26 protein-coding genes and 5 pseudogenes are annotated in these 23,614 nt (G+C 58.4%); 21 read left to right on the top strand and 10 right to left on the bottom strand.

Annotation, left to right across the window (positions count from 1 at the left end; genetic code table 11):
• Window positions 1-4 precede the first annotated feature (4 nt).
• The 6 genes and pseudogenes from OKW44_RS08160 to OKW44_RS08135 all read left to right on the top strand — a co-directional run.
• Window positions 5-556 (top strand): enolase C-terminal domain-like protein, encoded by a 552-nt coding sequence (locus OKW44_RS08160; RefSeq protein WP_429409791.1) that lies wholly within the window; start codon window positions 5-7, stop codon window positions 554-556.
• Between the two features lie 71 nt (window positions 557-627).
• A complete protein-coding gene (locus OKW44_RS08155) occupies window positions 628-1,140 on the top strand; it encodes a hypothetical protein (protein ID WP_018424908.1) in 513 nt (170 codons plus the stop codon).
• 11 nt (window positions 1,141-1,151) lie between these two features.
• Entirely contained in the window at window positions 1,152-1,346 is a 195-nt protein-coding gene (locus tag OKW44_RS08150) for a hypothetical protein (RefSeq protein ID WP_018424909.1), read from the top strand.
• 98 nt (window positions 1,347-1,444) lie between these two features.
• Window positions 1,445-1,963, top strand: a complete 519-nt coding sequence (locus OKW44_RS08145; protein ID WP_035471860.1) for a hypothetical protein — start codon at window positions 1,445-1,447, stop codon at window positions 1,961-1,963.
• A gap of 11 nt (window positions 1,964-1,974) precedes the next feature.
• A complete protein-coding gene (locus tag OKW44_RS08140) occupies window positions 1,975-2,163 on the top strand; it encodes a hypothetical protein (protein ID WP_018424911.1) in 189 nt (62 codons plus the stop codon).
• A gap of 181 nt (window positions 2,164-2,344) precedes the next feature.
• Window positions 2,345-2,755: pseudogene (locus OKW44_RS08135) on the top strand (transposase); the annotation flags it as partial.
• A gap of 104 nt (window positions 2,756-2,859) precedes the next feature.
• On the opposite strand, the pseudogene OKW44_RS08130 reads toward OKW44_RS08135, so the two are convergent.
• Window positions 2,860-3,374: pseudogene (locus tag OKW44_RS08130) on the bottom strand (transposase); the annotation flags it as partial.
• Here OKW44_RS08130 and OKW44_RS08125 point away from each other — a divergent pair.
• Window positions 3,371-3,562: pseudogene (locus tag OKW44_RS08125) on the top strand (IS5/IS1182 family transposase); the annotation flags it as partial. The pseudogenes OKW44_RS08130 and OKW44_RS08125 overlap by 4 nt on opposite strands.
• A 131-nt stretch (window positions 3,563-3,693) precedes the next feature.
• Here the strand turns inward: OKW44_RS08125 and OKW44_RS08120 are convergent.
• From OKW44_RS08120 to OKW44_RS08110, 3 genes and pseudogenes are all read right to left on the bottom strand, one after another.
• Window positions 3,694-3,877 (bottom strand): annotated as a pseudogene (locus OKW44_RS08120) (thioredoxin domain-containing protein); the annotation flags it as partial.
• 37 nt (window positions 3,878-3,914) lie between these two features.
• Window positions 3,915-4,937: an IS30 family transposase gene (locus tag OKW44_RS08115; RefSeq protein ID WP_026226609.1), complete on the bottom strand. Its 1,023-nt coding sequence runs from the start codon at window positions 4,935-4,937 to the stop codon at window positions 3,915-3,917.
• Window positions 4,938-5,075: 138 nt separating this feature from the next.
• Window positions 5,076-6,257 carry a porin gene (locus OKW44_RS08110; protein ID WP_084754427.1) on the bottom strand — a complete coding sequence of 394 codons (1,182 nt, stop codon included), beginning with the start codon at window positions 6,255-6,257 and terminating at the stop codon, window positions 5,076-5,078.
• 424 nt (window positions 6,258-6,681) lie between these two features.
• On the opposite strand from OKW44_RS08110, the gene OKW44_RS08105 reads away from it, so the two are divergent.
• The 6 genes from OKW44_RS08105 to OKW44_RS08080 all read left to right on the top strand — a co-directional run bounded on the left by OKW44_RS08105 (window position 6,682) and on the right by OKW44_RS08080 (window position 11,061).
• Window positions 6,682-7,206: a hypothetical protein gene (locus OKW44_RS08105; protein WP_018424917.1), complete on the top strand. Its 525-nt coding sequence runs from the start codon at window positions 6,682-6,684 to the stop codon at window positions 7,204-7,206.
• Window positions 7,207-7,492: 286 nt separating this feature from the next.
• Window positions 7,493-7,738 carry a hypothetical protein gene (locus OKW44_RS08100; protein ID WP_429409787.1) on the top strand — a complete coding sequence of 82 codons (246 nt, stop codon included), beginning with the start codon at window positions 7,493-7,495 and terminating at the stop codon, window positions 7,736-7,738.
• A 104-nt stretch (window positions 7,739-7,842) separates the two neighbouring features.
• Window positions 7,843-8,313 carry a hypothetical protein gene (locus OKW44_RS08095; protein ID WP_018424919.1) on the top strand — a complete coding sequence of 157 codons (471 nt, stop codon included), beginning with the start codon at window positions 7,843-7,845 and terminating at the stop codon, window positions 8,311-8,313.
• Window positions 8,310-8,486 (top strand): hypothetical protein, encoded by a 177-nt coding sequence (locus OKW44_RS08090; RefSeq protein ID WP_018424920.1) that lies wholly within the window; start codon window positions 8,310-8,312, stop codon window positions 8,484-8,486. The genes OKW44_RS08095 and OKW44_RS08090 overlap by 4 nt, the downstream gene beginning before the upstream one ends.
• Window positions 8,487-8,554: 68 nt before the next feature.
• Window positions 8,555-9,616, top strand: coding sequence for a DctP family TRAP transporter solute-binding subunit (locus OKW44_RS08085; protein ID WP_239499262.1), 1,062 nt, complete (start codon window positions 8,555-8,557; stop codon window positions 9,614-9,616).
• 89 nt (window positions 9,617-9,705) lie between these two features.
• Window positions 9,706-11,061, top strand: coding sequence for an MFS transporter (locus tag OKW44_RS08080; protein WP_018424922.1), 1,356 nt, complete (start codon window positions 9,706-9,708; stop codon window positions 11,059-11,061).
• A gap of 303 nt (window positions 11,062-11,364) precedes the next feature.
• Here the strand turns inward: OKW44_RS08080 and OKW44_RS08075 are convergent.
• Together OKW44_RS08075 and OKW44_RS08070 are read right to left on the bottom strand one after the other, a co-directional pair.
• Window positions 11,365-12,176, bottom strand: a pseudogene (locus OKW44_RS08075) (IS5 family transposase).
• 239 nt (window positions 12,177-12,415) lie between these two features.
• Window positions 12,416-13,567 carry an IS110 family RNA-guided transposase gene (locus OKW44_RS08070; protein ID WP_429409784.1) on the bottom strand — a complete coding sequence of 384 codons (1,152 nt, stop codon included), beginning with the start codon at window positions 13,565-13,567 and terminating at the stop codon, window positions 12,416-12,418.
• A gap of 551 nt (window positions 13,568-14,118) precedes the next feature.
• On the opposite strand from OKW44_RS08070, the gene OKW44_RS08065 reads away from it, so the two are divergent.
• Genes OKW44_RS08065 through OKW44_RS08030 form a run of 8 tightly spaced genes read left to right on the top strand, consistent with a single transcriptional unit; the run spans window position 14,119 to window position 20,624 of the window.
• Window positions 14,119-14,622, top strand: coding sequence for an SUF system Fe-S cluster assembly regulator (locus OKW44_RS08065; RefSeq protein WP_018424925.1), 504 nt, complete (start codon window positions 14,119-14,121; stop codon window positions 14,620-14,622).
• Entirely contained in the window at window positions 14,619-16,064 is a 1,446-nt protein-coding gene (gene sufB, locus OKW44_RS08060) for a Fe-S cluster assembly protein SufB (protein WP_018424926.1), read from the top strand. Before OKW44_RS08065 ends, sufB begins: the two co-directional genes overlap by 4 nt.
• Window positions 16,065-16,091: 27 nt before the next feature.
• A complete protein-coding gene (sufC, locus tag OKW44_RS08055; protein ID WP_018424927.1) occupies window positions 16,092-16,883 on the top strand; it encodes a Fe-S cluster assembly ATPase SufC in 792 nt (263 codons plus the stop codon).
• Complete coding sequence (gene sufD / locus OKW44_RS08050) at window positions 16,880-18,223, top strand: Fe-S cluster assembly protein SufD (RefSeq protein WP_018424928.1); 1,344 nt, start codon at window positions 16,880-16,882, stop codon at window positions 18,221-18,223. Before sufC ends, sufD begins: the two co-directional genes overlap by 4 nt.
• Window positions 18,220-19,473, top strand: a complete 1,254-nt coding sequence (locus OKW44_RS08045) for a cysteine desulfurase (RefSeq protein WP_018424929.1) — start codon at window positions 18,220-18,222, stop codon at window positions 19,471-19,473. Before sufD ends, OKW44_RS08045 begins: the two co-directional genes overlap by 4 nt.
• Complete coding sequence (sufU, locus tag OKW44_RS08040; RefSeq protein ID WP_018424930.1) at window positions 19,470-19,925, top strand: Fe-S cluster assembly sulfur transfer protein SufU; 456 nt, start codon at window positions 19,470-19,472, stop codon at window positions 19,923-19,925. The genes OKW44_RS08045 and sufU overlap by 4 nt, the downstream gene beginning before the upstream one ends.
• A gap of 8 nt (window positions 19,926-19,933) precedes the next feature.
• A complete protein-coding gene (locus OKW44_RS08035; RefSeq protein ID WP_018424931.1) occupies window positions 19,934-20,302 on the top strand; it encodes an SUF system Fe-S cluster assembly protein in 369 nt (122 codons plus the stop codon).
• A gap of 1 nt (window position 20,303) precedes the next feature.
• A complete protein-coding gene (locus OKW44_RS08030) occupies window positions 20,304-20,624 on the top strand; it encodes a Rieske (2Fe-2S) protein (protein ID WP_018424932.1) in 321 nt (106 codons plus the stop codon).
• A 646-nt stretch (window positions 20,625-21,270) separates the two neighbouring features.
• On the opposite strand, the gene OKW44_RS08025 is transcribed toward OKW44_RS08030, so the two are convergent.
• The 4 genes from OKW44_RS08025 to OKW44_RS08010 all read right to left on the bottom strand — a co-directional run bounded on the left by OKW44_RS08025 (window position 21,271) and on the right by OKW44_RS08010 (window position 23,372).
• Window positions 21,271-21,510, bottom strand: coding sequence for a hypothetical protein (locus OKW44_RS08025; RefSeq protein WP_026226611.1), 240 nt, complete (start codon window positions 21,508-21,510; stop codon window positions 21,271-21,273).
• Between the two features lie 248 nt (window positions 21,511-21,758).
• The gene (locus tag OKW44_RS08020) at window positions 21,759-22,322 is read right to left on the bottom strand and encodes an Hsp20/alpha crystallin family protein (protein ID WP_018424934.1); all 564 of its coding nucleotides are present in this window, start codon (window positions 22,320-22,322) and stop codon (window positions 21,759-21,761) included.
• Between the two features lie 170 nt (window positions 22,323-22,492).
• Window positions 22,493-22,900 (bottom strand): Hsp20/alpha crystallin family protein, encoded by a 408-nt coding sequence (locus OKW44_RS08015; RefSeq protein ID WP_018424935.1) that lies wholly within the window; start codon window positions 22,898-22,900, stop codon window positions 22,493-22,495.
• A gap of 28 nt (window positions 22,901-22,928) precedes the next feature.
• Window positions 22,929-23,372: an Hsp20/alpha crystallin family protein gene (locus OKW44_RS08010; RefSeq protein ID WP_018424936.1), complete on the bottom strand. Its 444-nt coding sequence runs from the start codon at window positions 23,370-23,372 to the stop codon at window positions 22,929-22,931.
• Window positions 23,373-23,614 lie beyond the last annotated feature (242 nt).

The following is a 23,614-nucleotide window of genomic DNA, read 5'->3' as shown; positions in this document are numbered from 1 at the left end:
GACGATGAAACGCCTCGATCAATACAACCTCTCGTTCATGGAACAGCCACTGGCGCATCAATACCGCGACAGCCTGGCCAAACTGCGTGAGCGTATTAACACGCCGATATACGCAGACGAGGGGGCGCAAGAGTTGGGCGATCTGCGTGAAATCGCAGAGCGTCGTTCGGCCGATGGTGTCGTTCTCAAGATTCAGAAGGTAGGCGGGCTGGTCAAGGCACAGCGATTCCTGGCCGCATGTCGCATGTACGACATTCCCGTGTTTTGCAGCACTCTGATCGGATCGGGCGTCGAATCCGGGCCGAGCACGCATCTCATGGTCGCAAACGACTGGGCATGCCAGTTCATGAGCGAAAGTATGGGTCCGCTCGCGATTCACGCGGCTTGGAACAGTGACGATATCCCGGTCGATCAAGACTTGGCGATCGGTGGCCAGCGCTTTAGTGGCGGCTTTGCCTATCCGAGTGAAGGCGCCGGATTCGGATTCGAATTGAATCGGGAGTTACTGGCCAGGATTCATACGCCGGGACAACAGCATCGGGTTGTCGAGGCGTAATTGCTGGGCAAAAGGCGGCGGACTAGATTTCGCCGCGTTGCACAATCACAAAATGACGGAGGAGATATTCGATGCAGGGGCTTAATTCGCCACCGTGGAAATACGCGGTACTCTGGCTCCGGGTCTATTTCGGTGCCGATCTTTTGTGGTCTGGTTTTCGCTATATCTCCACAGGCTGGGTTCCGTTTATTCCCGGCCTCGCAGGTCAATACGTACAGGCACTCGATGCCATTCACATGTTCTATGCCGTGAAGGCGATGGAAATGCTGGCTGGTATCCTGCTGCTGACGAACCGATACGTGTTGCTCGGTGCGATTCTCGAGTTCCCGACATCGATCTCGATCTTCTGGATCAATACTTTCATCGTGGGAACTCCGCGTCAATTGTTCTCTGGCCCGAATCAGCTGCTGATGAATAGCCTCATTCTGCTGGCGTATGGCGGATACATGGCGAGTGTGTTTAAGCCCAACAAACCCCTCGCGCTATGGGAAGGCTTCAAGGTCGATGTCTGGAAAGAGCACCTGAGGTTGAGTAAAGCTGCTAAATCGGCATCGACAGTTGAAGTATCGGGCGACGTCGCGTAAGGAGAGCGTACATGAAAAGCAATCGGAATATTTATATCGGCCTTGCCTGCTGCGTGATCATGACGTGCTGGGTATTTTTCGGTTCCACAGGACTGGGCTATACCGAATATCGGGCATTGCGTGCACGCGATATGTTCGGTTTGGCCATTCCATGGATCTGCGTCATCATTGTTCTGATTCGCGATCGTCGCAAAGGCATCATCTAGCGGGATCTCAAGCGGTGGTCTAGACCACCGCCTTTGTGATATACCTGCCTCAGGCATATTTTGTCGTAGTGTTGCATTAAATTCTCGGAAATATCCCTATGCAAAGCGCTAACTCTTCCCCCTGGAAGTACGTCATTACGTGGCTTCGCCTTTACTTTGGCGCACACCTTTTCTTCTCCGGCATTCGATTCGTGATCGACGGTTATGTACCGATGGTTCCGGGTCTCGCTGGTGAATATCTGGCCGGTGCCGACGCAATCGGTATGTATCACTGGATCAAATATATGGAAGCGATCTATGGTTTCCTGCTTCTGACGAACCGTTTTGTCTTGCTGACGCTGATTCTCGAGATGCCGACCACCGTCACGATTTTTTGGCTGAACACGTTCATTTCGGCAACGCCGCGTCAATTGTTTTCAGGCCCGCAGGAACTACTAATGAACGGTTTGCTGCTGCTCGCGTATAGCGGCTACATGGCGGCATGCTTCCGTCCGAGCCTGAATCCGATGTGGCTGTGGGAGGGTTGGAAGGGTTTCAGCCTGAAGGGTAAAGGTGGTCTGATGAACACCAAGCCGAGCCTGGTCGGCGTGTCCGTCGAAGAAAAAGAATCAGCTTAAGGAGCCTTCGCATGAAAAAGAATACCTGGATCGCAATTGCCATCTGTATCGCTCTGACGCTGCTGGCCATCGACGGCTCGACGGGTTGGGGTTGGGCGGACTACCGTCCGCTGCGCAACTTCGACTACTTCGGTCTCGGCATTTCTTGGCTGCTTTTTATCTTCGTGCTCATCCGCGACAAGATCAGAGGCGAAGCCTAAGCCACTATCTGGCTGAAATAAAAAGCCCGGAGACAAACACTCCGGGCTTCTTTTATTTCGTCGAGCCTGAACAATCCGGTGCGCCTTATATGACGTGACTTTGGGGCCGAAATGATGTTGTTGGAATTGCAGAGGCCTGGCATATTGATGCGTGAATCCTGCAAAACATGACGAGGCGCAGATGGGTCCGAAGACGCCTGTGACGGAACAAGATTCTTCCGGCAAACGCTGCGAGAACAGATCAACCTGAAGCATCCACTGGTGCGCCGGACTGATCTGCTCAACTGGGAGCGGCTGGACGCATCGATGAGCGAGAGCTTCGTCTCGCACGAGGGGCGACCGGCAACGTCGCCGCGCCTGATTGCCGGGCTGCTGTATCTGCAGCACGCGTTCGACCTGTCCGACGAAGAGGTGGTCTGGCAATAGGTGGAGAACCCGTATTGGCAGGTGTTCACGGGGCGAAACACATTTGCAAACCGAACCGCCGATCAAGCCGTCGAGCCTGACGCGCTTGAGGAAGCGCCTGAGCGAAGCCGGCGTTGAAGAGTTGCTGGCTGAGACGATCGAAGTGGCAAAGCGTGCCGGCGTGATCGGCTGTTTATTCGCGCCGATCGAGGCCATCTGAACGACTGAGTCACGTTAGGGGTTAAGCCTCACGGCACCAACCGGTGTCCAGTTGCGCGTATGACGCGATCAGCGGGCCGGATTGCATGCGCGTGCCTTCACGTACGGTGCGTGACGTGCCGCGAGAAGCGCACGATCGTCGGCGGCATGACGCTGCGCAGGCGTCACGTAGCGGATGCCGCTATGACGATGCTCGAAGTTGTACCACTGCACGAAACCGGCAGCCCAGGCGCGGGCAGCGTTCAGATCGTCGAACCCTGTGACCGGAACCTCCGGCCGGTACTTCGCAGTTCGGAACAGCGCCTCAGCGTAGGCGTTATCGTCGCTGACCCGGGGGGGCGTGATTACGACGGCTTGACACCCAGCCAGTGCAGCATCGCCAGTACGGTGGTGGCCTTGAGCGTCGCACCGTTATCGCCGTGCAGCACCGGTTTGGCCTCAAGGGCGGCAATGCCCTCAGCGAGTGCCGTGCGGCGTACCTGGTACGCTGCGTGTTCGGCCGCGTCGCTGTCGTGCACCTCCCGGCCGACAATCTTGCGGCTGTACAGGTCCAGGATCAGATACAGGTAAAACCATCGACCCGAGACGACGCAGCGCGATCGAACCAGCCGTTGACCACATGAAGAAAGACGGAAGACTGGATCGGAACTGGCTCAAAGGCGCGTTGGGCGATGCGATCCACGCGGTGCTGTGCGGCGCAGGTCACAACCTGCGGATGATCCTCCGGGAACGCGCCAACTTGCTCTCTCTGTATCGCCCCCAGATTCCAATTTGATCCAGGCGACAACCATTGTGACGCGGGGGCGTACGACGGTCATACGCTGACCGAAGCGCTGGAACACGCAGCAATCCTGTGCGACGCCACGCCGGAAGTCGTCATCGTCGACCTTGGATACAAGGGTGTCGCCGGGCGAGCGCGGGGCCACTGGCGATAGGCCCGGCAGCCAAGGAAAGCCAACGTTGTACAGTGGCAGCCCCGATCGGATCTTCGGGTAGCCACGTAGCATCACCATACCGTTTTGCCAAATTCAGACAAAAACAGGCGAACCCGGTGACCGTGGCCAGAAAGAGCGGAAGAATAGACAAGAATAGGTGGGCGGTTTCAAGAGTGAAGCGCAACAGCGGGTTTAATGTTTAGAGCCTTGAGGTTGACTTGCTGAGGCAAGGGTCGCGGCGAAGACCTCGAATGGCGAATGGAAGGCATGAGTCGCGCGAGGTCGGCTGTTCAGACTGTCGGCGATAGCGTCAAGTTCGTCCTGACTGTAGACCGAAAGATCTGTGCTTTTGGGCAGATACTGGCGCAGTAGCCCGTTGGTGTTTTCGCAAGTGCCGCGTTGCCAAGGACTGTGGGGGTCGCAGAAGTACACCTTCACGCCGGTTGCGGCGGTGAGCTCTTTATGGCGCGACATTTCTTTGCCCTGGTCGTAGGTGAAGCTCTGCCGTAATGGCGCGACAATCGAATTGAGTTTGGCGGAGAAGCCCGCCAGCGCTGAAGCGGCGGTGGCGTCTTCCATCTTGGCAAGCAGCACCAGCCGGCTGGTCCGTTCGACCAGCACGCCTACCGAGGACTGGTTGCCGGCACCCTTGATGAAGTCGCCTTCCCAGTGCCCAGGCAGCAGTCGGTCTTCGATTTCGGGCGGCCGCACATGAATACTGACCATGTCAGGAATCTGTCCGCGCCGGTCTGTGCCCCGTGTACGCGGCATGCGCGTGCTGTGGCCATGGCGCAAGCACGCAATGAGCTGGCGGCGCAGTTCGCCGCGCGGCTGGGCATAGATGGCCGTGTAGATGGTTTCGTGCGAAACCTGCTGGGTCGGGTCGGTCGGATACATACGCTTGAGTGTGCCCGATATCTGCTGGGGTGACCATTTCCACTCGAGCAGGGTGAGAACGATACGCCAGCAGACGCTTTGCAGGCAAAGCTTTGTGGGATGGCGACCCGCGCTGCGGCGTGCGGCACTGAGTGCTTCAGCCGGCACGGACGCGTAGCCAGCGGGAGAGCTGTTTCGCGTCAGTTCCCGGCTAACGGTGGCCGGCGAGCGCCCGAGTATCCGGGCCATGGCCCGGATACTCGAACCCTGCAGATGCAGGCTTGCAATGGTCAGACGCTCTTCAGGTTGAAGTTGCTGGTACTGAGTTCTTTCGTGCATCGCAACACCTTATACGAGATAGGTGTTGCACTTCAGATTTGAGGCCGCTGTGCGTTTGACATGATCTAGTCGATTAGTTGTATAGAAGAAAAAGCACCTATCGTGATAGGTTTTTTGAGACTTCAGACAGTTACGCCATTAAAAATGCGTCGCCAAGCCCAAGCCGATTGCCGTCACGTTGGTGTTCAGGCCAGCCGGCGCACCGAGGCCACCGGGGGGATAGATTGCTTGATTGGCGATGCCGCGGTTCCACAGTTTCTTGAAGAAGCCGTAGAGCATTGTCGATTTCGAGAGCGAATACGTGTAGCCGATAGCCGCCGAGCGGATGATCCAGTTGCCGTAGTAGTTGTTCGTGACTAACTGCTTGCCGTCAGGACCGATATTCAGGTCGCTCAGGCCACCATACGAGACGCGGATCGTGCCAGCGGGGCCGGTCGGCACCGTGAAACCGAATTGCCAACCCTTGTCCACCCGGCCCGGATCGTTCGTACGGATCTGACCCGTAGCGTACAGTTCCATAAATTTCAGGTTGTAGCGGATGCCGAGCACGTTTTCGTACGTGTTGCGAGCAACGGCAGCAGACGGTTGCAGGCTGTGGCCGAAACCGTATTCCGTCAGCAGCGGTCCGTTCTGGTAACGGACAGTGACCAACTGGAAATGCTGCGCAGTTTGCAGGCCTTGGTTGTCGCCCCAGGAGTAGGTGGCGCTGCCGCTCAGTCCGTGGAATTCGGGCGACGAGTACTGAATCGTGTTGTCAGAGCGTGCCGGGTCTTGCAGCATGTTGTACAGCCACGGGCGCGGGTTTTCACCGCCCACCGACCCCAGCGGCGATCCCGGTGCGAGCAGCATCGGATCGAACGTGCCGCCCCAGTCGTAACCCATCGTTTGCAAGCGGCCAGCGATCAGCTGACCGTATTGCTTGCTGTCGAGGCCGACATAGGCGCGGCGACCGAATAGTCGGCCGCTCTGGCCGGACGTGCCGTTGTTGATGTTGAAGCCGCTTTCGAGGGTGAAGATTGCGGACAGACCGCCGCCTAGGTCTTCATTGCCATGCAAGCCCCAGCGCGAACCACCGGCACCGCCGCTGTTCAGGCTGACGGCGTGTTGGCCGGTCGAGTTACCGAAGTAGCCGACAAACACGTCGGCAACGCCATACATGGTCACGCTGTTCTGCGCGTGAGCCGCAGGCGCGAAAGCTGCGGCAACAGCGCAGCTGATAAGCAGTTTACGCAATTCAATGTCTCCTACGTATTGTAATTTGATTTGCAAAGTGCGGCCTCCGCTACAACGGCGGAGCAGTCCGCGCACGACGTTAGGCATTCACAATAATATTCGTTTATGCCTACCAAATCAAAGGAATTTCAAATTCGTTGTGCTCAAGGGTATTCCCCTGGATGGCTCTATCAGGACGCTTAATACATGTAGTGCGTGTAGGAGGACGAAGTAAGTGCAAGAAAGGTGGGGAGCGAACGCAACCCGTGTTCACTGCCAGCGCCAGCACAGAGTTGGCAAGCCCCGCCGCCCCCAGACGTCGGCTTCAGGCTCACAGCAAATTCGGGGGAATTCGGCATCGAGAGCCAGAGGGGGAGCCCCGGTCACACAAGATGAGCCGGTATGAATTCGAGTGGGGGTTTTCCCGGCGTTTACATGATCCGTTAGACAGCTATACCATTCAATAGGCTAAATTGAATGCAAAACACGCGCTACCGTTTCCAGTTTTTATAAACGCTCCGAAGGAGGCAGGATGTTGGTTAACCAAGAGGATCTCTCCTCGAATAGCACTGCCACGTGTGTGAACGCGTGGCTCGACAGTTTGCAGGGACGGATGGTCACCGCGCTTCTTGGCGTCTTGTTCATCCTCCAGATCGCTCACCAACTCCACTCTGACCCGCGTTGGCACTGGCACGCTGGCACCGGTAAGCTCCCGCATGAAATCGTTACGGAGTTCATGGACGAGGCTTACACAAAGGGTAAGGGCGTCGAGGCATACAAGACGTACTTTGCAGAGAAGGCCGTGGATAACGCGCCGAACACGATCGATCACCAAGACGGCGAACCGATCCCGCATACGGTGAAGAAACTGATCGTCGAAGGTAACGACGTCGCGGTCTTCCACAAGGTCGAAGCCGCGCGCGGGCAACCTGCGCAAGACGTCGTCGATGTCTACGAAATCAGCGGCTCTGGTTGGATCATTCGCCACGATCGCGTTGCACAGACGAGCGTCGCTGCCCCCGCGACGGCGGAAGCAACGGCCAAGGCTCCGGGCTAACTAATAAAGAGTGATTAGATTATGTATAACGATCAGAAAACGATGCCGCAACTCGTTGGCAAAGTCATTCTCCTGTTCTGCCGCCTGTATCTCGGTGGCTGGATGTGCGTCAGCGGCACAAGCTATTGGCTCGTGGCCACGGGCCACGCACCGATCTTCCCGCAACCGTTCGGCACGTTGCACGCATCGAACGAACTGCTGGTCACGATGGTTCACACGCACTTCTTCCATATTGTGAAGATTTGCGAAATTGTGGGTGGGGGTTTGCCTGATTACCGGCTGCTTTGTGCCAGTTGGCCTGCTGATGCTGCTGCCCGTGTCGTTCGTGGTCTGGTACAACGCGATCGTGTTGAACCATCGCTTCGACAAGATGTTCACGCCTTACATGGGCGTCGGCTGTCTGTACATGAATCTTATCCTGATGGTGTGGTACATCAAGTACTACTTTCCGATGATGACGTTCAAACCGACTCTTGGCCGCATCGCCGACTGGAGGAAGTTGCCGAACATTTTCAAGCAGGACGTCGCGTAAGTCCGGAAATCGGATATACGAGTGCGCAACTGATGTGCGCGAGTGAGGGTTGCTACGTTGCATAAGTGACGTAGCTTTTTTTATCTGCATCAAAGGAAAGCGCCATGAAGATGGCACATGAATCACCGTGGAAGTACCTGGTCATGTGGGCCAGGTTGTTTTTCGCATTCCATTATCTTGAGTCAGGGCTTTACTACGTAATTTTTCGATACGTGCCGGATTTCAGCCACGCGGGCAAAGTGGGTACATATATCGGTGCGATGGCAGATGTCGGCTTCTATCAAATGGTCAAGTATCTTGAGACCATACTCGGTACGTTGCTGCTACTCGATATCGCGGTGCCGCTGGCGCTGATCGTCATGGCCGGTATCAGTGTAACGATCGTCTTTCTGAATCTTTTCGTCTCGCCTGATCCGCGTGAATTGTTCACCGGTCTTCAAGAGTTGCTCTTGAACGGCGCACTCTTGCTGGCATACGGCGGATACTACGCAAACTTTTGCCGTGTCAAAGCGAAGCCTTTTTGGTTTTGGGATGGGATGAAACGCCAAGGCCTTGAGCCGAGGAGTGAGTCATGAAGAAGGATTTCATGGTGGTTTTTGCGGTTGTAGTGGCGGTCACGCTGATAGTAATTTTCACTTCGACGATTTTCTTTTCTCGTCATCTGCGACTTTATGACTATGGTCCGCCCTTGGGCGCCGGGATCATTACTTTGGGAATGATGATCCGGGCCGCGTTGTCAGAACGATGAACGGATAGATGCGCCGTCCACAGCCCCGTCTACACCCTCACTTCACCGGCTTGAAGGATGCTTGAAACATGATAAAGCGATTTGCACGTTTCAAATCGGGATGGTCGCCAAACCAAATTTGCCATGACGTTACCAGAGCAATGTTCGCAACGCTTTTGTTTGCGCAGCCGATATGGGCACATGCTCAACCGGTCCAAACGCTCACGATCATGGAATATCGGTCGCACTTGAACTCGAACCAACCGACAGTGCGCGGCATGATCAAGTTCGCGGAACTCGTGAACGAAGAATCCAACGGACGCCTGGCAGTGACAGTGAGTGGGGCGACAGTTCCGGGATCGCCCGAAGATCAGATCAAGACGTTGCAAGAGGGCGGTCCTGGTGCCCCCGATATGATGCTGCTGGTTACGCCGGCACTGCGTCATGTCGAACCCGAATTCGAGATCATGGACCTTCCGTTCGTGGTCCACAGCGATCGCCAAGCGCATGAGCTGCTGGACGGTCCCTTTGGGCAGAAATTGATGTCAGGTCTCCAAGGCCATGGACTGATGGGTCTCGCATGGTGGGAAAATGGATTCCGGCAGATCACGACGTCGGGGCGGTCGTTCGAACACGCTAATGATCTGACGGACCGTCCGGTTCGGGTGATTCCGGAACCGGCATTCGTCGAGACGTTTAAGGCCTTGGGTGCCAAGGTCGTCGGTCTTCCGTATCCCGAGCTATATGAGGCTCTCAAGTCAGGACGAGTGGCGGCTCAAGACAACTTCTACTCGCAAATCTTGGTCGGCCACCTGTACGATGTTCAATCGGCCATGACGGTCACGAATCATTCCTATAGCGCGATAGCCGTCGTTGCCAACTCCGCAGTATGGAGGAGGTTGTCGGTTCGGGACCGAAATGTTTTGCAACACGCGGCGGTAGAAGCAGGGCGCTATGAACGCGATCTGATTCGAGAACAGGCGAGAACGGACAGGGCCACAATTGCACGTCACGGGATGATTGTTTATAGCCTCTCGCCAAGAGAGATTGCAAAGATGGAAGCGATGACAGAGCCCGTCCGGCAGCAATTTTTCCGCAACTACGACCCCGAGATTCTCGATATCTACCGGCGTCAGATAGCAAAGCACTAGATAATACGGTGATTGACGAAAATATAACCCTCGGGGCAAAACAGGACGCCAAATTGGCGTCTTTCTCTCGGCACACGCGACTGATTCCTATGATCGTCGCTGTGCCGATGTTTTTACAGGCAGTCGATACATCGATACTGGGTACGGCACTTCAGTCCATTGCTGCGTCGTTGAACGTTGAGATACTTCACCTCAATTTCGCTATCAGCGCGTATCTCTTGAGTTTGGCGCTGTTTCTGCCCGCGAGCGGCTGGCTCACGGATCGCTTCGGTACCCGCCGTGTTTTCTGTTCGGCAGTCGCGATATTCTCTCTGGCGTCGGCATTGTGCGGAGCCGCAACCTCCATCACTCAAATCGTTCTGTTCCGGATATTGCAAGGCCTCGGCGGCGCGATGATGGTGCCGGTCGGACGGTTGATCCTCTTGCGCAGCATCCCGCCTGCGCAGTTGGTAATGGCGATGGTGTGGTTTACCGTGCCGGGGACCATCGGTCGTGTCTTGGGACCGCTTCTCGGAGGCTTCATCGTCACGCTGGCGTCATGGCGGTGGATATTCCTGCTCAACATCCCTTTCGGTGTCCTGGGAATCTTGTTGTCACTAAAGTTCGTGCCGGATTCGCGATCCGAAAGAACGGAGCGATTCGACCTGACAGGGTTCGTTCTGATGGCGATCGGACTTTCTGGGGTGGTCTGCGGCGTGGAAACTATCGGGCGCAATTTTGTTCCGCTGAGCGCTACAATTTTCGTCACGAGCATCGGTATCGTGGCGTCGATCGCCTATTGGATCTATAGCCGAGATCGTACTGACGTGATAATCCCGCTTAGCATTTTCGGATATAAAGCATTCAGTATCACAAATATTGGTGGTATGCCGTTACGAATAGCGGTGGGTTCGGCGCCTATTTTCGTTCCGCTGCTTTTGCAAGTGGGAGTGGGATTCACGCCTATTCAATCCGGATTGACGAGTGCCTGGCTTTCGGTTGGTGCCTTTGGAATTCGGCCGATCCTGCGGCGGGCTATTAATAAGTTCGGGTTTAAGCCTCTTATGATTACAGCGACCGTATTGTCGGCTGCTGCATTTGCAACCTATGGTTTGTTTTCGCCGGGAACATCAATTTATTTCATGTCTGCTGTGCTTTTCATGGCGGGCATCGTCAACTCGCTTGGAATGATCACGATGAATACGGTCGGATTTTCTGGCGTTCCGAAGGCTATTATGAGCAAGGCAACAGCACTTTCGACTATGATGCAGCAGACGTCGATGAGTTTTGGTGTCGCTCTATGTGCTTTCTGCTTGACGATCACTGCACAGACTCACGGGCACAGTGCGGAGCATTTGACGATGAGCGATTTTCCGATGACGTTCTTTATCGTAGGGGCCTTGAGTTGTCTGTCAGTGGCTGCGTTCATCAGTCTCCCTGCTGATGAAGGTGCCGAGCTGCGATAAGTAATCGAGGACAAGACGATGAATAAGGGAAATGCATCGTCAGTGGGCAGCGATTACGGACGGGATTTAGGCGAGCATTTTTGTGGCTACGACGCTACAGTCGCTTCCCATGCTTCATACTCCGCCGCATATGACTGTCGACTTGACGTTCTGGAGGGAACACCTTGGACCCAAACCGTTAAACGAATAAGCCCGTCCCGATGAATTGCAGTCAAAAGTTAGACACCGATCTGATGGACCCGCACAACGGTCAAGTTGTCACCTACCAGATGGACCAGCGGCCCAGCTTTGAACTAGACGGTGTTACGAACTTCCAAGTACTGGGATTGCGTGGACAAGCATAAGCATGGCGAAGACGTCAAAATGCAGACCTGCGAGTGTTTCGGGCAAGCGTTCGTAGTCACGTGCGAGGCGTCGAAAGCGGTTGAGCCGTCCGAAGCTGCGCTCGACTACCCATCGACGTGGCAACAGCACGAAACCCTTTTTCGCTTCATCGAGTTTGACCACCTGGAAATCAATTCCCTGAGCGCGCGCGGCCTGCGCAGGAGCTTCGCCCGTGTAACCCTGATCGGCAAAGGCCACTTTCACGGTTTCTCCCGTTGCCTGCTGCACCTGGCGCGCCAGGTCTGCCACCTGCGCGCGCTCCTGCTCGTTGGCCGGTGTCACGTGTACGGCGAGCAACTGACCCAGCGTGTCGACCGCCATATGCACCTTGCTGTCACGCTTGCGCTTGTAGCCGTCATATCCTGCGCCTGGACCGCTGTCACATGTCGATTGCATCGTACGGCCGTCAAGGATCACCGCGCTGGGCTGCCCCTGCCGCCCCTGCGCGACATGGATGATCGAACGAAGATCACTCACCATGCACTCGAAACAGCCGGCCGCCAGTCATCGTTGCGTCTGCTGGTACACGAGTTCCCGCGGCGCAAAGTTGGTCGGCAGCATTCGCCACGCAGCCCAGCGCGAGCCATCCAGTGCAACGCATTGAACATCTCGCGCAACTCGTATTTACGCTGTGGTGCACTCTCATCCATCAACGTCAGATACGCTGCTACGAAGCTCCATTCTTCGTCTGACACGTCTGTCGGGTAGGCTTTACGTTTCTCTCTTGTCATCCCTCCAGGGTGATATGACTTCTCGTGTCAATATGATCGGTTCTGTGTTTTCGATGTTTGAATTTCCTGAGGGCGACGTAGCAGTAAATCTCGACGGTGGATCAAGCTGACATCCGCGGATTGGCTACCGCATTACAGATGTCCGCCCAATGAGCCTTCCGCTACCTACCACCGCAATTCGGATGAGATCCGTTGCCTACCCTGGTCGCGGGTTACTCGTGTGCCGGGCTACGCCGCCTTCAGGAAACTCCTGCACGTGTCGTTACGGTGGATGTCTCGCGCGGTATGGCCAGCGACAAGGAGAGCCGGCAGATGTCCCAGATGAATCCGCTGAGTTCACGGGCAACTGCGACTACGGCGATATTCTTCTGCTTGCCGCGCGCGACGAGTTTGCGATAGCGTCGGCACAAGCGCACCTGTGCGTCCCAGGCTCGATCTACAATCGGTTTAGGCAGACCTTCGTGACGACGCTGAATATCGGGGCTCACACGCGCAGGGTGGCGATAGCTCCATGCGGCTTCAACTAGCAGCTTTCTTGCATAACTGTTGCCGCTTTTAGTGATGCTGCCCTGACGACGCTTGCCGCCCGATGAGTGCTCGGACGGCGTCACCCCGAGCCACGCCATCAACTGGCGTGGGTGCATGAAGCGTGAGAGATCGCCCAGCTCGGCGAGCATGCCCACTGCCGTGGTGAACTGGACACCGCGCATTGCCTGCAGGCCCAGGACGGCGGGATAGAAGCGCCAGTTGACGACTGCCTCACGCAGCGCGGACTCCAGCCGGTCACATTGGGCGAGCCGGTCTTCGATCGCGCGACGTAGCTCTTCAAACGCAAACTGCTGCCACGCACTGTCGAAGCTGTATGCGCTCAGCCAGCGTCGGTGCGCCGGCCCCCAGTCGGCAGAGCCGGTGTAGCGCACGCCGTGCGACAGCAGAAAGGCTTTTACCCGTTGCCGTGCACGCTTGAGGTCGTCCTTGGCAATCACCCATGCGCGGGCCAGATCCCGGAATGCTTCATCGTCGATGCTGGGGACGTATACGGCCGACAGGTCGCCGGCACGCAGCGATCGGACGAGCTTGACGGCATCACGTCTGTCAGTCTTGATGTGCTCACCTGGCTTGCGGGGAATCAGCGAGGGCGCGCAGACCATGCACTGGAATTCTTTCTGGACAAGCTGCCGGTAAAGCCCATATCCGCACGGACCGGCTTCGTAGACGATGCTGACGCATCGCGCTTTAGATTGCAGTCTCTTGCACAACCGTTCCACGTCGGCCTGCGTAGTACCGATCTTGCCGAGCAGTTCAACCTCGCCCGAACCAATGGCATAGGCGACCGTGATCGAATCCTTATGAACATCAAGACCCACGTAAAGAGTGCTATCGTGCTCCACGCTGGCCTCCGCGTCGGAAATCGCCCGGTGCGGCACGTCCGCACCGTGCGGCTCTGACAGCAATGCTAACCCGCGTTTGATTCCGTTGCGGCAGGCCAGCCTCTGTCCCGCAGGAAGTCATACTGCCTACCCGAAAGCGTGCGGTTGACTACCTCGCGGTCATCGCAAAAGCGGCCGTGCAAGCAGGTGTCGAGTGCGATACGGTTGCCACGAACCGCACCCTATTGTCCCGTGAGCTTCACCGAATCCCGGTCCGGTGCGCGGCTCACACCGCCGTCGGCACCACGACGATGCCGGCAACGGTGAACGTGGACTCCGGGCTTTCATGTATGCGCGGAACACATAGGCCCAATACCCTGACAAGGTCGTGCATACAGGTCTAGAATGAAATTGGCGTTGCGTCGTTGGCGAAACGCTTTTCCCGAAACGGAAAGCGGCTGACGACGTGGCCAGGAATCCCCACAGGACAGTGTCGCTCACTGCAAACGTGCGGATTTGGTTTCGATTTAATCAGGACCAAATAGGTCCCGATTAAAACGGGAGACGTTCCTATGTTGCGCATGAGCAAACTTGCCGATTACGGCACGGTGATCATGACCGCGATGGCGCGCGATCCCGATGCCGTCCACAGCGCAAGCAGCATTGCGACGGTGACCGGCGTCGCGATGCCTACGGTGTCAAAGGTGCTGAAAGTTCTGACGCGGGGTGGTGTCGTGGAGTCGCTGCGCGGCACAAACGGCGGTTACCTGTTGCCTCGACCGCCCGGGCGGATCACGCTGGCGGAGGTGATCGCCGCTGTCGACGGCCCGATCGGGATGACCGAATGCAGCACTACGCCAGGCCTGTGTATCCAGGAGGCGGCGTGCGCGGTGCGCGCCAACTGGCAGAAGGTCAATCGCCTGATCTACGAAGCGTTGCAGCAGGTCACGCTGGCGGACATGGCGGGCCCCGCCTTGCGCGCGGTCGATATCAGCGCGATCCGCGCCCGTAGCATCCCCAGCCACCGCGCGGTCGCGATGCCTGCACGCATGTCGACTGACGGAGGCCACGCATGAGCGCATCCACAACCGGTTTCGATGAACTGATCAGCCGCGAATACCAGCACGGTTTCGTGACTGATCTGAAGGCCGATGCGCTTCCGCGCGGGATAAGCGAGGACGTGGTCCGGCTCATTTCGGTGAAGAAAGAGGAGCCCGCGTTCATGCTCGAATGGCGACTCGCGGCCTATCGCCACTGGCTCACGATGACCGAGCCGCATTGGGCGACGGTCGAGCACCCGCCGATCGATTATCAGAACATCATCTATTATTCCGCGCCGATGACGAAGAATCGTCCGAAGAGTCTCGATGAAGTCGATCCGGAACTGCTACGTACCTACGAAAAGCTGGGTGTGCCGCTGAGGGAGCGCGAACTGCTGGCGGGCGTAGCGGTGGATGCGGTATTCGACAGCGTGTCGGTAGCGACTACGTTCCGCGAAAAGCTGGCGGAACTCGGCATTGTGTTCTGTTCGTTCTCGGATGCCGTACAGCATCATCCCGAACTGGTGCGAAAGTATCTCGGCTCGGTCGTGCCGCACACCGACAATTTCTTTGCTGCGCTCAATTCCGCCGTGTTCAGCGATGGGTCGTTCTGCTACATCCCGCCCGGCGTGCGCTGCCCGATGGAACTGTCGACCTACTTTCGTATCAACGCCCAGAATACCGGGCAGTTCGAGCGCACTCTGATCGTCGCGGACAAAGGCGCGTACGTGAGCTATCTGGAAGGCTGCACCGCGCCGATGCGTGACGAAAACCAGCTGCATGCCGCTGTGGTCGAACTGGTCGCGCTGGAAGGTGCACAGATCCGCTATTCGACGGTGCAGAACTGGTATCCGGGTGATGCGTCGGGCAAGGGCGGCATCTACAACTTCGTGACCAAACGTGGCGACTGCCGTGAGGCGAATTCGAAGATTTCATGGACTCAGGTGGAAACCGGCTCGGCGATTACGTGGAAGTATCCGAGCGTGATGCTGCAGGGCGATAACTCGGTCGGTGAATTCTATTCGGTGGCGCTGACCAACCACTATCAGCAGGCCGATACCGGAACGAAGATGGTTCACATCGGCCGCAATACGCGCAGCACGATTCTGTCGAAAGGCATTTCGGCTGGCCGCGGCAAGAACGCGTATCGCGGCCTCGTGAAGGTCGTCCGTGCGGCGGAGGGCGCGCGCAACTACACGCAGTGCGATTCGCTTTTGCTCGGAAACCGTTGCAGCGCCCACACATTCCCTTACATCGAGGTCAAGAACCCGACCGCGAAGGTCGAACACGAAGCATCGACATCACGCATCGGCGAAGACCAGTTGTTCTATTGCCGGCAGCGTGGGTTGTCGCCGGAAGATGCTGTGTCGATGATCGTGAACGGCTTCTGCAAGGAGGTCTTCAAGGAGCTGCCGATGGAGTTTGCTGTCGAGGCGCAAAAGCTGCTCGGCGTCAGTCTGGAAGGCGCCGTGGGATAACCCTCAGCGATTCGAAGGATTCGGACCATGCTTGAAATCAGCAATCTGCAGGTCGAAGTCGACGGTAAGAAAATTCTGCATGGCGTCGATCTGAGTGTAAAGGCCGGCGAGGTGCACGCGATCATGGGCCCGAATGGCTCGGGCAAGAGCACGCTTGCCCAGGTGCTGGCCGGGCGCGAGGACTTCGCTGTCACGGGCGGCGAGGTCTCGTACCTCGGCCGTGATCTGCTGGCGCTCGCACCCGAGGAGCGCGCGCACCAAGGACTTTTTCTCGCGTTCCAGTATCCCGTCGAGATACCCGGCGTGAGCAACATTTATCTGCTGAAGGCGGCGTTGAATGCGCAGCGGCGGTATCGTGGCGAGCCGGAGCTCGATGCGATGGAGTTTCTGCAACGGGTCAAGGAGAGGATAACGCTGATGCAGATGGACGAGAGTCTGCTGTATCGCGCCGTGAACGAAGGTTTTTCCGGCGGAGAGAAGAAACGCAACGAGATTCTGCAGATGGTCGTGCTGGAGCCCCGGCTCGCCATTCTCGACGAAACGGATTCCGGACTCGACATCGATGCATTGCAGATTGTCGCGCAGGGCGTCAACAGCATGCGCAGTCCAGAACGGGCGATCGTGCTCGTGACGCACTATCAGCGGCTATTGGACTACGTCGTGCCGGATCGCGTGCATGTGCTGGCGAATGGCCGGATCGTGAAGTCGGGGTCCCGTGAACTGGCGCTGGAGCTGGAGCGTAAAGGCTATGGTTGGATCGACGATGAAGCGGTGCAACCAGAAAATAGAGCAAGCCAGGAAAGTGCGGGGCATCCATGAAAAACGAATCTCTCGACTCTTTCCATCAGGCTTTTGGGCAACTCGCGAAGACGTTGCCCGGCGCTGAGTTTCCGTGGCTGCGTGCCGCGCGCCGAAGCGCGTTCGACCAGTTCGACGCGCTGGGTTTGCCGACCACGCGGCATGAGGACTGGAAATACACGAACGTGTCGGCGCTTGGCAAGCGTCCCTGGCATTTCAGGGCACAGCGCACCGACCTCATCGACCGCAGCGGCGGTAGCGACGGGCGCCGCATCGTCGATGAACTCGAGCTGGACCCTGCCGGGCATCGACTGGTCTTTGTCAACGGTCGGCATGTGCCGCGGCTGTCGAAGCTCAACGGCTTGCCGCATGGTGTATTCGTAGGCTCGCTCACGCGGGCGTTGAAAGAAATGCCGCAACGGCTGGAGGCGGCGATTGTCTCGCCGGAATATGCAGATGGCTTTGCCGCGCTAAACACGGCGTTTATGACGGACGGGTTTGCCGTCGTGCTGCCGCCAGGCGAGGTCATCGATCAACCGTTGCAGATCCTGTTCCTGACCGATGAAGCGAACCTTGCGGTGCAGCCGTACAATGTCGTGCTCGCAGGAACACGCTCGGGCTGCACGATCGTCGAGCACTTTTTAGGGCTATGCGACGACGCGTACTGGACCAACGCGGTCACCCGCATCGTCGCAGACGAACAGGCGGATGTGCAGCACTACCGGTTGCAGCGGGAAAGCTCGAAGGCTTTTCATATCGCGTCAGTCGCCGTTGCGCAGCAACGTGGCAGTTGTTTTACCTCACATGCGTTCGCGTTCGGCGCCGCGTTGTCGCGCACTGGTATCGGCACAAGCCTGAACGCCGAGAACGCGCAAGCCACGTTGAACGGTCTTTATTTCGTTGGGGGCCGGCAGCACGTCGATCACCACACGCGCATCGATCATACTGAGCCGCACGGCAAGAGTCGCGAATACTATCGCGGCGTGCTCGACGGCGCTGCGCGCGGCGTGTTCAACGGACGGGTCATCGTGCATCGCAATGCGCAGCAAACGGACACGCATCAGGCGAATCACAACCTGCTGCTGTCGCGCAATGCGGAGATCGACACGAAGCCGCAACTCGAGATCTACGCCGACGACGTGAAATGCACACACGGCGCGACGGTCGGTCAACTGGACGACAGCCAGCTGTTCTATTTACGTGCACGGGGCATCGAAGAGCGTATGGGGCGGGCGCTATTGACATACGCATTTGCGCGCGACATTGTCGAACGTGTGCGCATCGATTCGCTGCGTGGCCGGCTCGAAAACCTGCTGTTCGCGCGCACCCCGGAAGGGGAGCGCATCAGGGAATTGCTATGAAGCCGATCGAACAGATGCAGACGCCCGATCCGCGCAATGTCGAGCACTGGCGCGCCGATTTTCCGATTCTGGGAGAGCGCGTGCATGGCCGGCCATTGGTCTATCTCGACAATGGCGCCACTGCGCAAAAGCCTGCCTCGGTCATCTACGCGGAAAACGCTTACTACCGGCATAGCAACGCCAATGTACACCGCGGCGTGCATCTGCTGTCTCAGCGCGCGACCGATTCATTCGAGGCCGCGCGCGCGAAGATTGCACGCTTCATCAATGCGCAGCGTCCGGAGGAGATCGTGTTCGTGCGTGGCACGACCGAAGCGATCAATCTCGTCGCCCAGAGCTATGCTCGCCCGCAAATCAAGCCCGGCGACGAAATCCTGATTAGCGCGATGGAGCACCATTCGAACATTGTGCCGTGGCAACTCGTCTGCGAGCAGACGGGCGCGGCGCTGAAGGTCGTGCCGATCGACGATACGGGCGCGCTCGATGCCGACGCGTACGAGCGTTTGTTGAGTGAACGTACGCGGCTGGTCGCGATGACTCATCTGGCCAACGCGCTCGGCAGCATCAATCCGGTGGAGCGCATCGTTGCAGCGGCACGCGCGCGGGGCGTGCCGGTGCTGCTGGATGGTGCACAGGCAATCGCGCATCTGCCGGTCGACGTCCGCGCGATAGATTGCGATTTCTACGCGTTTTCCGGGCATAAGGTGTACGGACCGACTGGCATTGGCGTGCTATACGCCAAGGCCGCACTGCTTGAAGCGATGCCGCCATGGCAGGGCGGCGGCGACATGATCCGCTCGGTAACGTTCGAGAAAACGGAATACAACGCGATTCCGTGGAAGTTCGAGGCGGGTACGCCGAACATTGCCGGCGCGATTGCGCTGGGCGCGGCACTCGACTATGTCGACAGCATCGGCATGGAAGTCATCGCCGCGCACGAGAACGAACTGCTCGCCTATGCGACGGCCGCGCTGCGGGTGATACCGGGCTTGCGTTTTATCGGTAGCGCACGCGACAAGGCAAGCATTGTGTCGTTCGTGCTCGACGGCGTGCATGCCCATGATGTCGGCACGATTCTCGATCGTCACGGCATCGCCGTGCGTGCGGGCCATCATTGCGCGATGCCGGTGATGCAGCGCTTCGGCGTACCGGCTACCGTGCGCGCGTCGCTCGCCCTCTACAACACGCACCAGGAGATCGACGCGCTGATCGAAGGCCTCGTCAAGGTCAGGGAGATATTCGGAACATGAGCGATCTGCGTGATCTGTATCAGGAGGTTATCTTCGACCACTACCGGCGGCCGCGTAACTGTCATGGACTGTCCGGTGCCAATCACACGGCTGAGGGCTATAACCCGCTGTGCGGCGACCGGATTACGCTATATCTGCGAATCGAGGACGGCATCGTCAAAGAGGCGAGTTTCGAAGGCGCAGGCTGCGCAATTGCGACAGCATCAGCGTCGCTGATGACCGAGGCGCTGAAAGGCAAAACGGAAGCAGAGGCCGAAGCGCTGTTCGGGCGCTTTCATGACATGGTGACAACACCCGCCGCAGGGCAGGCGGCAGCCGCGCCGGAGATGGGCAAGCTGGCGGTGCTGTCCGGCGTGCGTGAATTTCCCGAGCGGGTGAAGTGCGCGACGCTCGCCTGGCATACGCTGCACGCCGCGCTGCACGACGAGGATCGCCCCGTTTCGACAGAGTGAGGCAGACGATGAGCACATTCGACTGGCTGAAGCGCGCCGAGGCCGCACAACCCGGCAGTGACACAACGACAAAACAACTTGAAGAGCGCGTGATCGACGCGCTGCGCACCGTGTTCGACCCGGAGATTCCGGTCAACATCTACGATCTGGGGCTTGTTTATGGTCTTGACGTGGACGAAGCCGAAGGCCGCGTTGGGATCCGCATGACGCTGACCGCGCCCGGCTGCCCGGTTGCGCAGACCTTCCCGGCGACGGTGGAGGATGCGGTGTTCTCGGCGAGCGGAGTCAACGACGTGCACGTTGAACTGGTGTGGGATCCGCCGTGGTCGAGAGACCGGATGTCGGATGCGGCGCGCCTGCAATTGGGGATGCTTTGACATGTCCGACTGGGTCGATGTCGCCGCGATCGGGGATTTCCCCGCTGGGTCTGTACGCAGCGTCGAGGTCGATGGCGCGCAGGTTGCTGTGTTCAACGTCGACGGCACCTGTTATGCAATCGAGGATGTCTGCCCGCACGACGGCGGCATCCTGACGGGCGGTGTTGTGGAAGGCGACGTGGTCGTCTGTCCGCGCCACGGTGCACGGTTTTGCATCAGGACCGGGAAGGTGTTGGCGCCGCCGGCATATGAGGATGTGGTGGCATTTCCGGTGCGGATCGAGGCCGACGTTGTTCAGGTCCGTGACGAGCGATGGGATTGAGGTGCGCTGTTTTTCCGGGTTTTTTGCGACGCCTCCGCTCCAGACGACGTTCTGCCGACCGACGCGAATGCTGATGGGTTCGGCACTGCTGCTGATCGCGGCCATCTTCTGGTCGGCCACTATCGACGCGAACACCGGCGGGCAAAGTTGCTGAAGCACCTGGAGTACCTCCCGCAATGGCCCTGGCGAAGGCATGGCCATTGACGTCGCGGGAGGTCGACAGCGTCGAAGGAACGACGATGCAGCATGAAGGAGGACGCGCTATCCCTGCATGCTATCGAAAGCCGGTAACTACCGTTGCTCTGTTCGCTGCGGCTTCATCGCTAATGCAGCAGGCGTCGCTTTCCATTGCGCGCGAGTCGGACGTTGAGGCTGATTGTTGATCAACAAGGTAAAGGCCGCGGCCGTCCTGACATTGTCCGCAAGTCGTGACTGGCATCATGTGGATGCCGTGGATGCGTCACCCTGCGCGCTCTTTTCGCCAGCTTGAATTGAGTCTGTCGTCCGCCTTTCGGGAGGCAATGGTCGGTCCCATTCGCCGCGCCGCATGGTCGGACCCCGCGCTGGCCACGGCAAACATGACACAGACGTTCCGGCCCGCGTTCGGCGTACCGACGAGATCGCCAGTGTCGGACGACATCTGGATTTATCGCTGACGGATGTAGTGGTCCGATACGACATTGCGTTGATGGATCCATGCAATCGCCAGTTCGATTGCCTGGTCCCACGCTTCTTGCATGTCGCCAAAGTCGCCCTCGACGCCGAGCGTCCGGCTTTCGCTGTCCCGATCCGTGACAATGGCCGCGGCTGCATAGCGCCCCCGCTCCGACATCGTAACGAGCGGCCGGATCACGAAACCACGGTAGGTAATGTCTTCCCTCTGCATAGTGCCTCCCAGTAGCCAAGGAAACGCCGTCACAGCGCTGTGCGCGTCTATCGAGTCGCGCGCCATCATCACGTGACGCAAGCACCGCGCCCGAAGCGCTGCTGCGGGCGTCACGCGATACGCATGACGATCATCGCCCGATGCTGCAAATGAGCAGACTTGATGCCCGCCCCGATGCAGCTCTACAAGCTGAGCTATCGGCCCGGCTAGCCGATATTCATCCGCTACCGGCGCGACTTGCCTGCCCACTAGCCGATATCGATCGTGCGGCTCGCGGATCGCGACGGCTCCGATTTCGGTACGGTCAACGTGAGCACGCCGTTGTCGAACTTCGCAAGGGCGTGCTCGGGGTCGGCGTTTTCCGGCATCGGGATCGTGCGCACGAAGCTTCCATAGGCGCGCTCAAGCCGGTAGCAGCCGTCTTCCTCGCTGCGCACGTCCTGTTTTTTCTCGCCGCGCAGCACGAGCGACCCATCCTCGACGGTGACGTTCAGATCCTCCCGCTCCATTCCGGGCAACTCGGCGGTTACACGCAGTACCGGCCCATCATCGACCACGTCGATGCGCGGCTGGAAGCGCGATGAACTGAAGTCGCCAAACCATCGTTCCAGAGCACCCCGTCCGGCGAACGGATCATGAAAGAACTCTTCGACTGCACGCCACGGTTCGCGCGAGAAGAATCGTGGAATGTCGGAGAACGGGGCCCGCCACTGTTCGCTTGCCGGCGGGCCTTCCGGGCTGTCCGCGCCGGACTTGCGCCCCGCGCCACGCAGGAACTTGAAGGGATTCCACTTCTTCGGGTCGGTGTTCATCGCATCCTCCTCTACGGTCTGGCAGGAGAGCCGGATATGGGTCATTTCACCGAAGCAGCGACTTCGCCGCCTACTTACACTCAACGTGCCACCTCCGGGCCGCGGCGGTCGAGAGGTGGTGGCCAGACGGCCACCACCGGGTTTCCTCCCCGTCGCTGTCGCCCGCACTGCTAGTTCGTGCGGACCTCGATGCGGCGCGGCCGCGCCTCGTCGCGGCGCGGTATCGTCAGCTTCAGCACGCCGTCCTTCAGGTTTGCGTCGATTTTCGAGGTGTCGAACTCGGCACCAAGCGAGAAAGCCCGCGCGAAGTGAGGCTGGCGGATCTCCGCATGCTGTACGCGTAGCCCCGCTGGCGTGGGCACCACCGCCTCGGCCTCGATGTACAGGTTGCCGTCATGCACCTTCACATCGAGCCGGTCCCTTGTTACGCCGGGCAGATCAGCCCACAGGGTGACACCCTGGCTATCCTCGAAGATATCCACGGGCGGCGTTAGCGTGATTCCGCGTTGCGACTGCTCGTCTTCGCGCCGGGACACTGCCGTTTCATCTTTCCGGGCAAGTTCTGTCGTGTCGTTCATGATGTCCTCCTCAGTTCCTTGACGCATTTCATTGAACGGTGATGGCCCGCGGCTTGGACGCCTCCCGCTTGCCGATGCTCACGGTCAGGCAGCCATTGGTGTACTGCGCCGTCACCTTGTCGGGGTCGGCATGCTGCGGCAGTTCAATGACGCGCCGGAAAGAGCCGGTGAAGCGCTCCTGCGCATAGGTACGCGTGTCGTCGCCAGCCGCGTCCGGCTGTGCGGTCCCGCGTTCGCCGCTAATGGTCAACAGTCCTTTGTCGATGGATACGTCGAGGTTCGCCGGATCGATACCCGGCGCGAACGCGACGATTTCAATCGAGTCGTCGGTCGAACCAATGTTGACCTGCGGGAATGCGCCGAAGCGCCCGGAACGGATGCTGGAGGGGAAGCCGCCGAACAGGTTTGCCATCTGCCGTTGCAGACGGTCGAACTCGCTGAAAAGGTCGGTCCCGAAGTAGAGATCACTCATGGTCGTTTCCTCCTATAAACCAGCAGGAAGACGAACTGGCCTACGCGCTCCAGTCCGTCCGCCATGCTGCCGGCAAACAAATCGAAACACGCAGCGCGCCAAAACATCCCGGCGCGACTGCCTGAGCGATATCTAAAATAGGACTGGAAACGGAAATTTCAAGGAGCTATGGCGACTTTTTGTTCTTGAATTCGGATTGCCACACCCCTATTTTCACGACACCCTGCAACACCCTGCGAGGA

The sequence above is a fragment of the Paraburkholderia lebeckiae genome, assembly GCF_050436325.1.
GTDB classification, from domain to species: Bacteria; Pseudomonadota; Gammaproteobacteria; order Burkholderiales; family Burkholderiaceae; genus Paraburkholderia; species Paraburkholderia tuberum.
The sequence above is the reverse complement of the archived record's forward strand: the minus strand, read 5'-3'. Positions and strand labels throughout refer to the sequence as shown.

What these genes read in the sequence shown, in the direction of transcription:
- OKW44_RS08080 (WP_018424922.1), top strand. Translation starts at nt 9,706, where the DNA reads ATGATCGTCGCTGTGCCGATGTTTTTACAGGCAGTCGATACATCGATA.
- OKW44_RS08045 (WP_018424929.1), top strand. Translation starts at nt 18,220, where the DNA reads ATGAAGCCGATCGAACAGATGCAGACGCCCGATCCGCGCAATGTCGAG.
- OKW44_RS08030 (WP_018424932.1), top strand. Translation starts at nt 20,304, where the DNA reads ATGTCCGACTGGGTCGATGTCGCCGCGATCGGGGATTTCCCCGCTGGG.
- OKW44_RS08095 (WP_018424919.1), top strand. Translation starts at nt 7,843, where the DNA reads ATGAAGATGGCACATGAATCACCGTGGAAGTACCTGGTCATGTGGGCC.
- sufC (WP_018424927.1), top strand. Translation starts at nt 16,092, where the DNA reads ATGCTTGAAATCAGCAATCTGCAGGTCGAAGTCGACGGTAAGAAAATT.
- OKW44_RS08015 (WP_018424935.1), bottom strand. Translation starts at nt 22,900, where the DNA reads ATGAACGACACGACAGAACTTGCCCGGAAAGATGAAACGGCAGTGTCC.
- OKW44_RS08010 (WP_018424936.1), bottom strand. Translation starts at nt 23,372, where the DNA reads ATGAGTGATCTCTACTTCGGGACCGACCTTTTCAGCGAGTTCGACCGT.
- OKW44_RS08155 (WP_018424908.1), top strand. Translation starts at nt 628, where the DNA reads ATGCAGGGGCTTAATTCGCCACCGTGGAAATACGCGGTACTCTGGCTC.
- sufD (WP_018424928.1), top strand. Translation starts at nt 16,880, where the DNA reads ATGAAAAACGAATCTCTCGACTCTTTCCATCAGGCTTTTGGGCAACTC.
- sufU (WP_018424930.1), top strand. Translation starts at nt 19,470, where the DNA reads ATGAGCGATCTGCGTGATCTGTATCAGGAGGTTATCTTCGACCACTAC.
- OKW44_RS08110 (WP_084754427.1), bottom strand. Translation starts at nt 6,257, where the DNA reads ATGCCTAACGTCGTGCGCGGACTGCTCCGCCGTTGTAGCGGAGGCCGC.
- OKW44_RS08035 (WP_018424931.1), top strand. Translation starts at nt 19,934, where the DNA reads ATGAGCACATTCGACTGGCTGAAGCGCGCCGAGGCCGCACAACCCGGC.
- OKW44_RS08150 (WP_018424909.1), top strand. Translation starts at nt 1,152, where the DNA reads ATGAAAAGCAATCGGAATATTTATATCGGCCTTGCCTGCTGCGTGATC.
- OKW44_RS08115 (WP_026226609.1), bottom strand. Translation starts at nt 4,937, where the DNA reads ATGCACGAAAGAACTCAGTACCAGCAACTTCAACCTGAAGAGCGTCTG.
- OKW44_RS08025 (WP_026226611.1), bottom strand. Translation starts at nt 21,510, where the DNA reads ATGCAGAGGGAAGACATTACCTACCGTGGTTTCGTGATCCGGCCGCTC.
- OKW44_RS08085 (WP_239499262.1), top strand. Translation starts at nt 8,555, where the DNA reads ATGATAAAGCGATTTGCACGTTTCAAATCGGGATGGTCGCCAAACCAA.
- OKW44_RS08065 (WP_018424925.1), top strand. Translation starts at nt 14,119, where the DNA reads ATGTTGCGCATGAGCAAACTTGCCGATTACGGCACGGTGATCATGACC.
- OKW44_RS08020 (WP_018424934.1), bottom strand. Translation starts at nt 22,322, where the DNA reads ATGAACACCGACCCGAAGAAGTGGAATCCCTTCAAGTTCCTGCGTGGC.
- OKW44_RS08140 (WP_018424911.1), top strand. Translation starts at nt 1,975, where the DNA reads ATGAAAAAGAATACCTGGATCGCAATTGCCATCTGTATCGCTCTGACG.
- sufB (WP_018424926.1), top strand. Translation starts at nt 14,619, where the DNA reads ATGAGCGCATCCACAACCGGTTTCGATGAACTGATCAGCCGCGAATAC.
- OKW44_RS08090 (WP_018424920.1), top strand. Translation starts at nt 8,310, where the DNA reads ATGAAGAAGGATTTCATGGTGGTTTTTGCGGTTGTAGTGGCGGTCACG.
- OKW44_RS08105 (WP_018424917.1), top strand. Translation starts at nt 6,682, where the DNA reads ATGTTGGTTAACCAAGAGGATCTCTCCTCGAATAGCACTGCCACGTGT.
- OKW44_RS08160 (WP_429409791.1), top strand. Translation starts at nt 5, where the DNA reads ATGAAACGCCTCGATCAATACAACCTCTCGTTCATGGAACAGCCACTG.
- OKW44_RS08145 (WP_035471860.1), top strand. Translation starts at nt 1,445, where the DNA reads ATGCAAAGCGCTAACTCTTCCCCCTGGAAGTACGTCATTACGTGGCTT.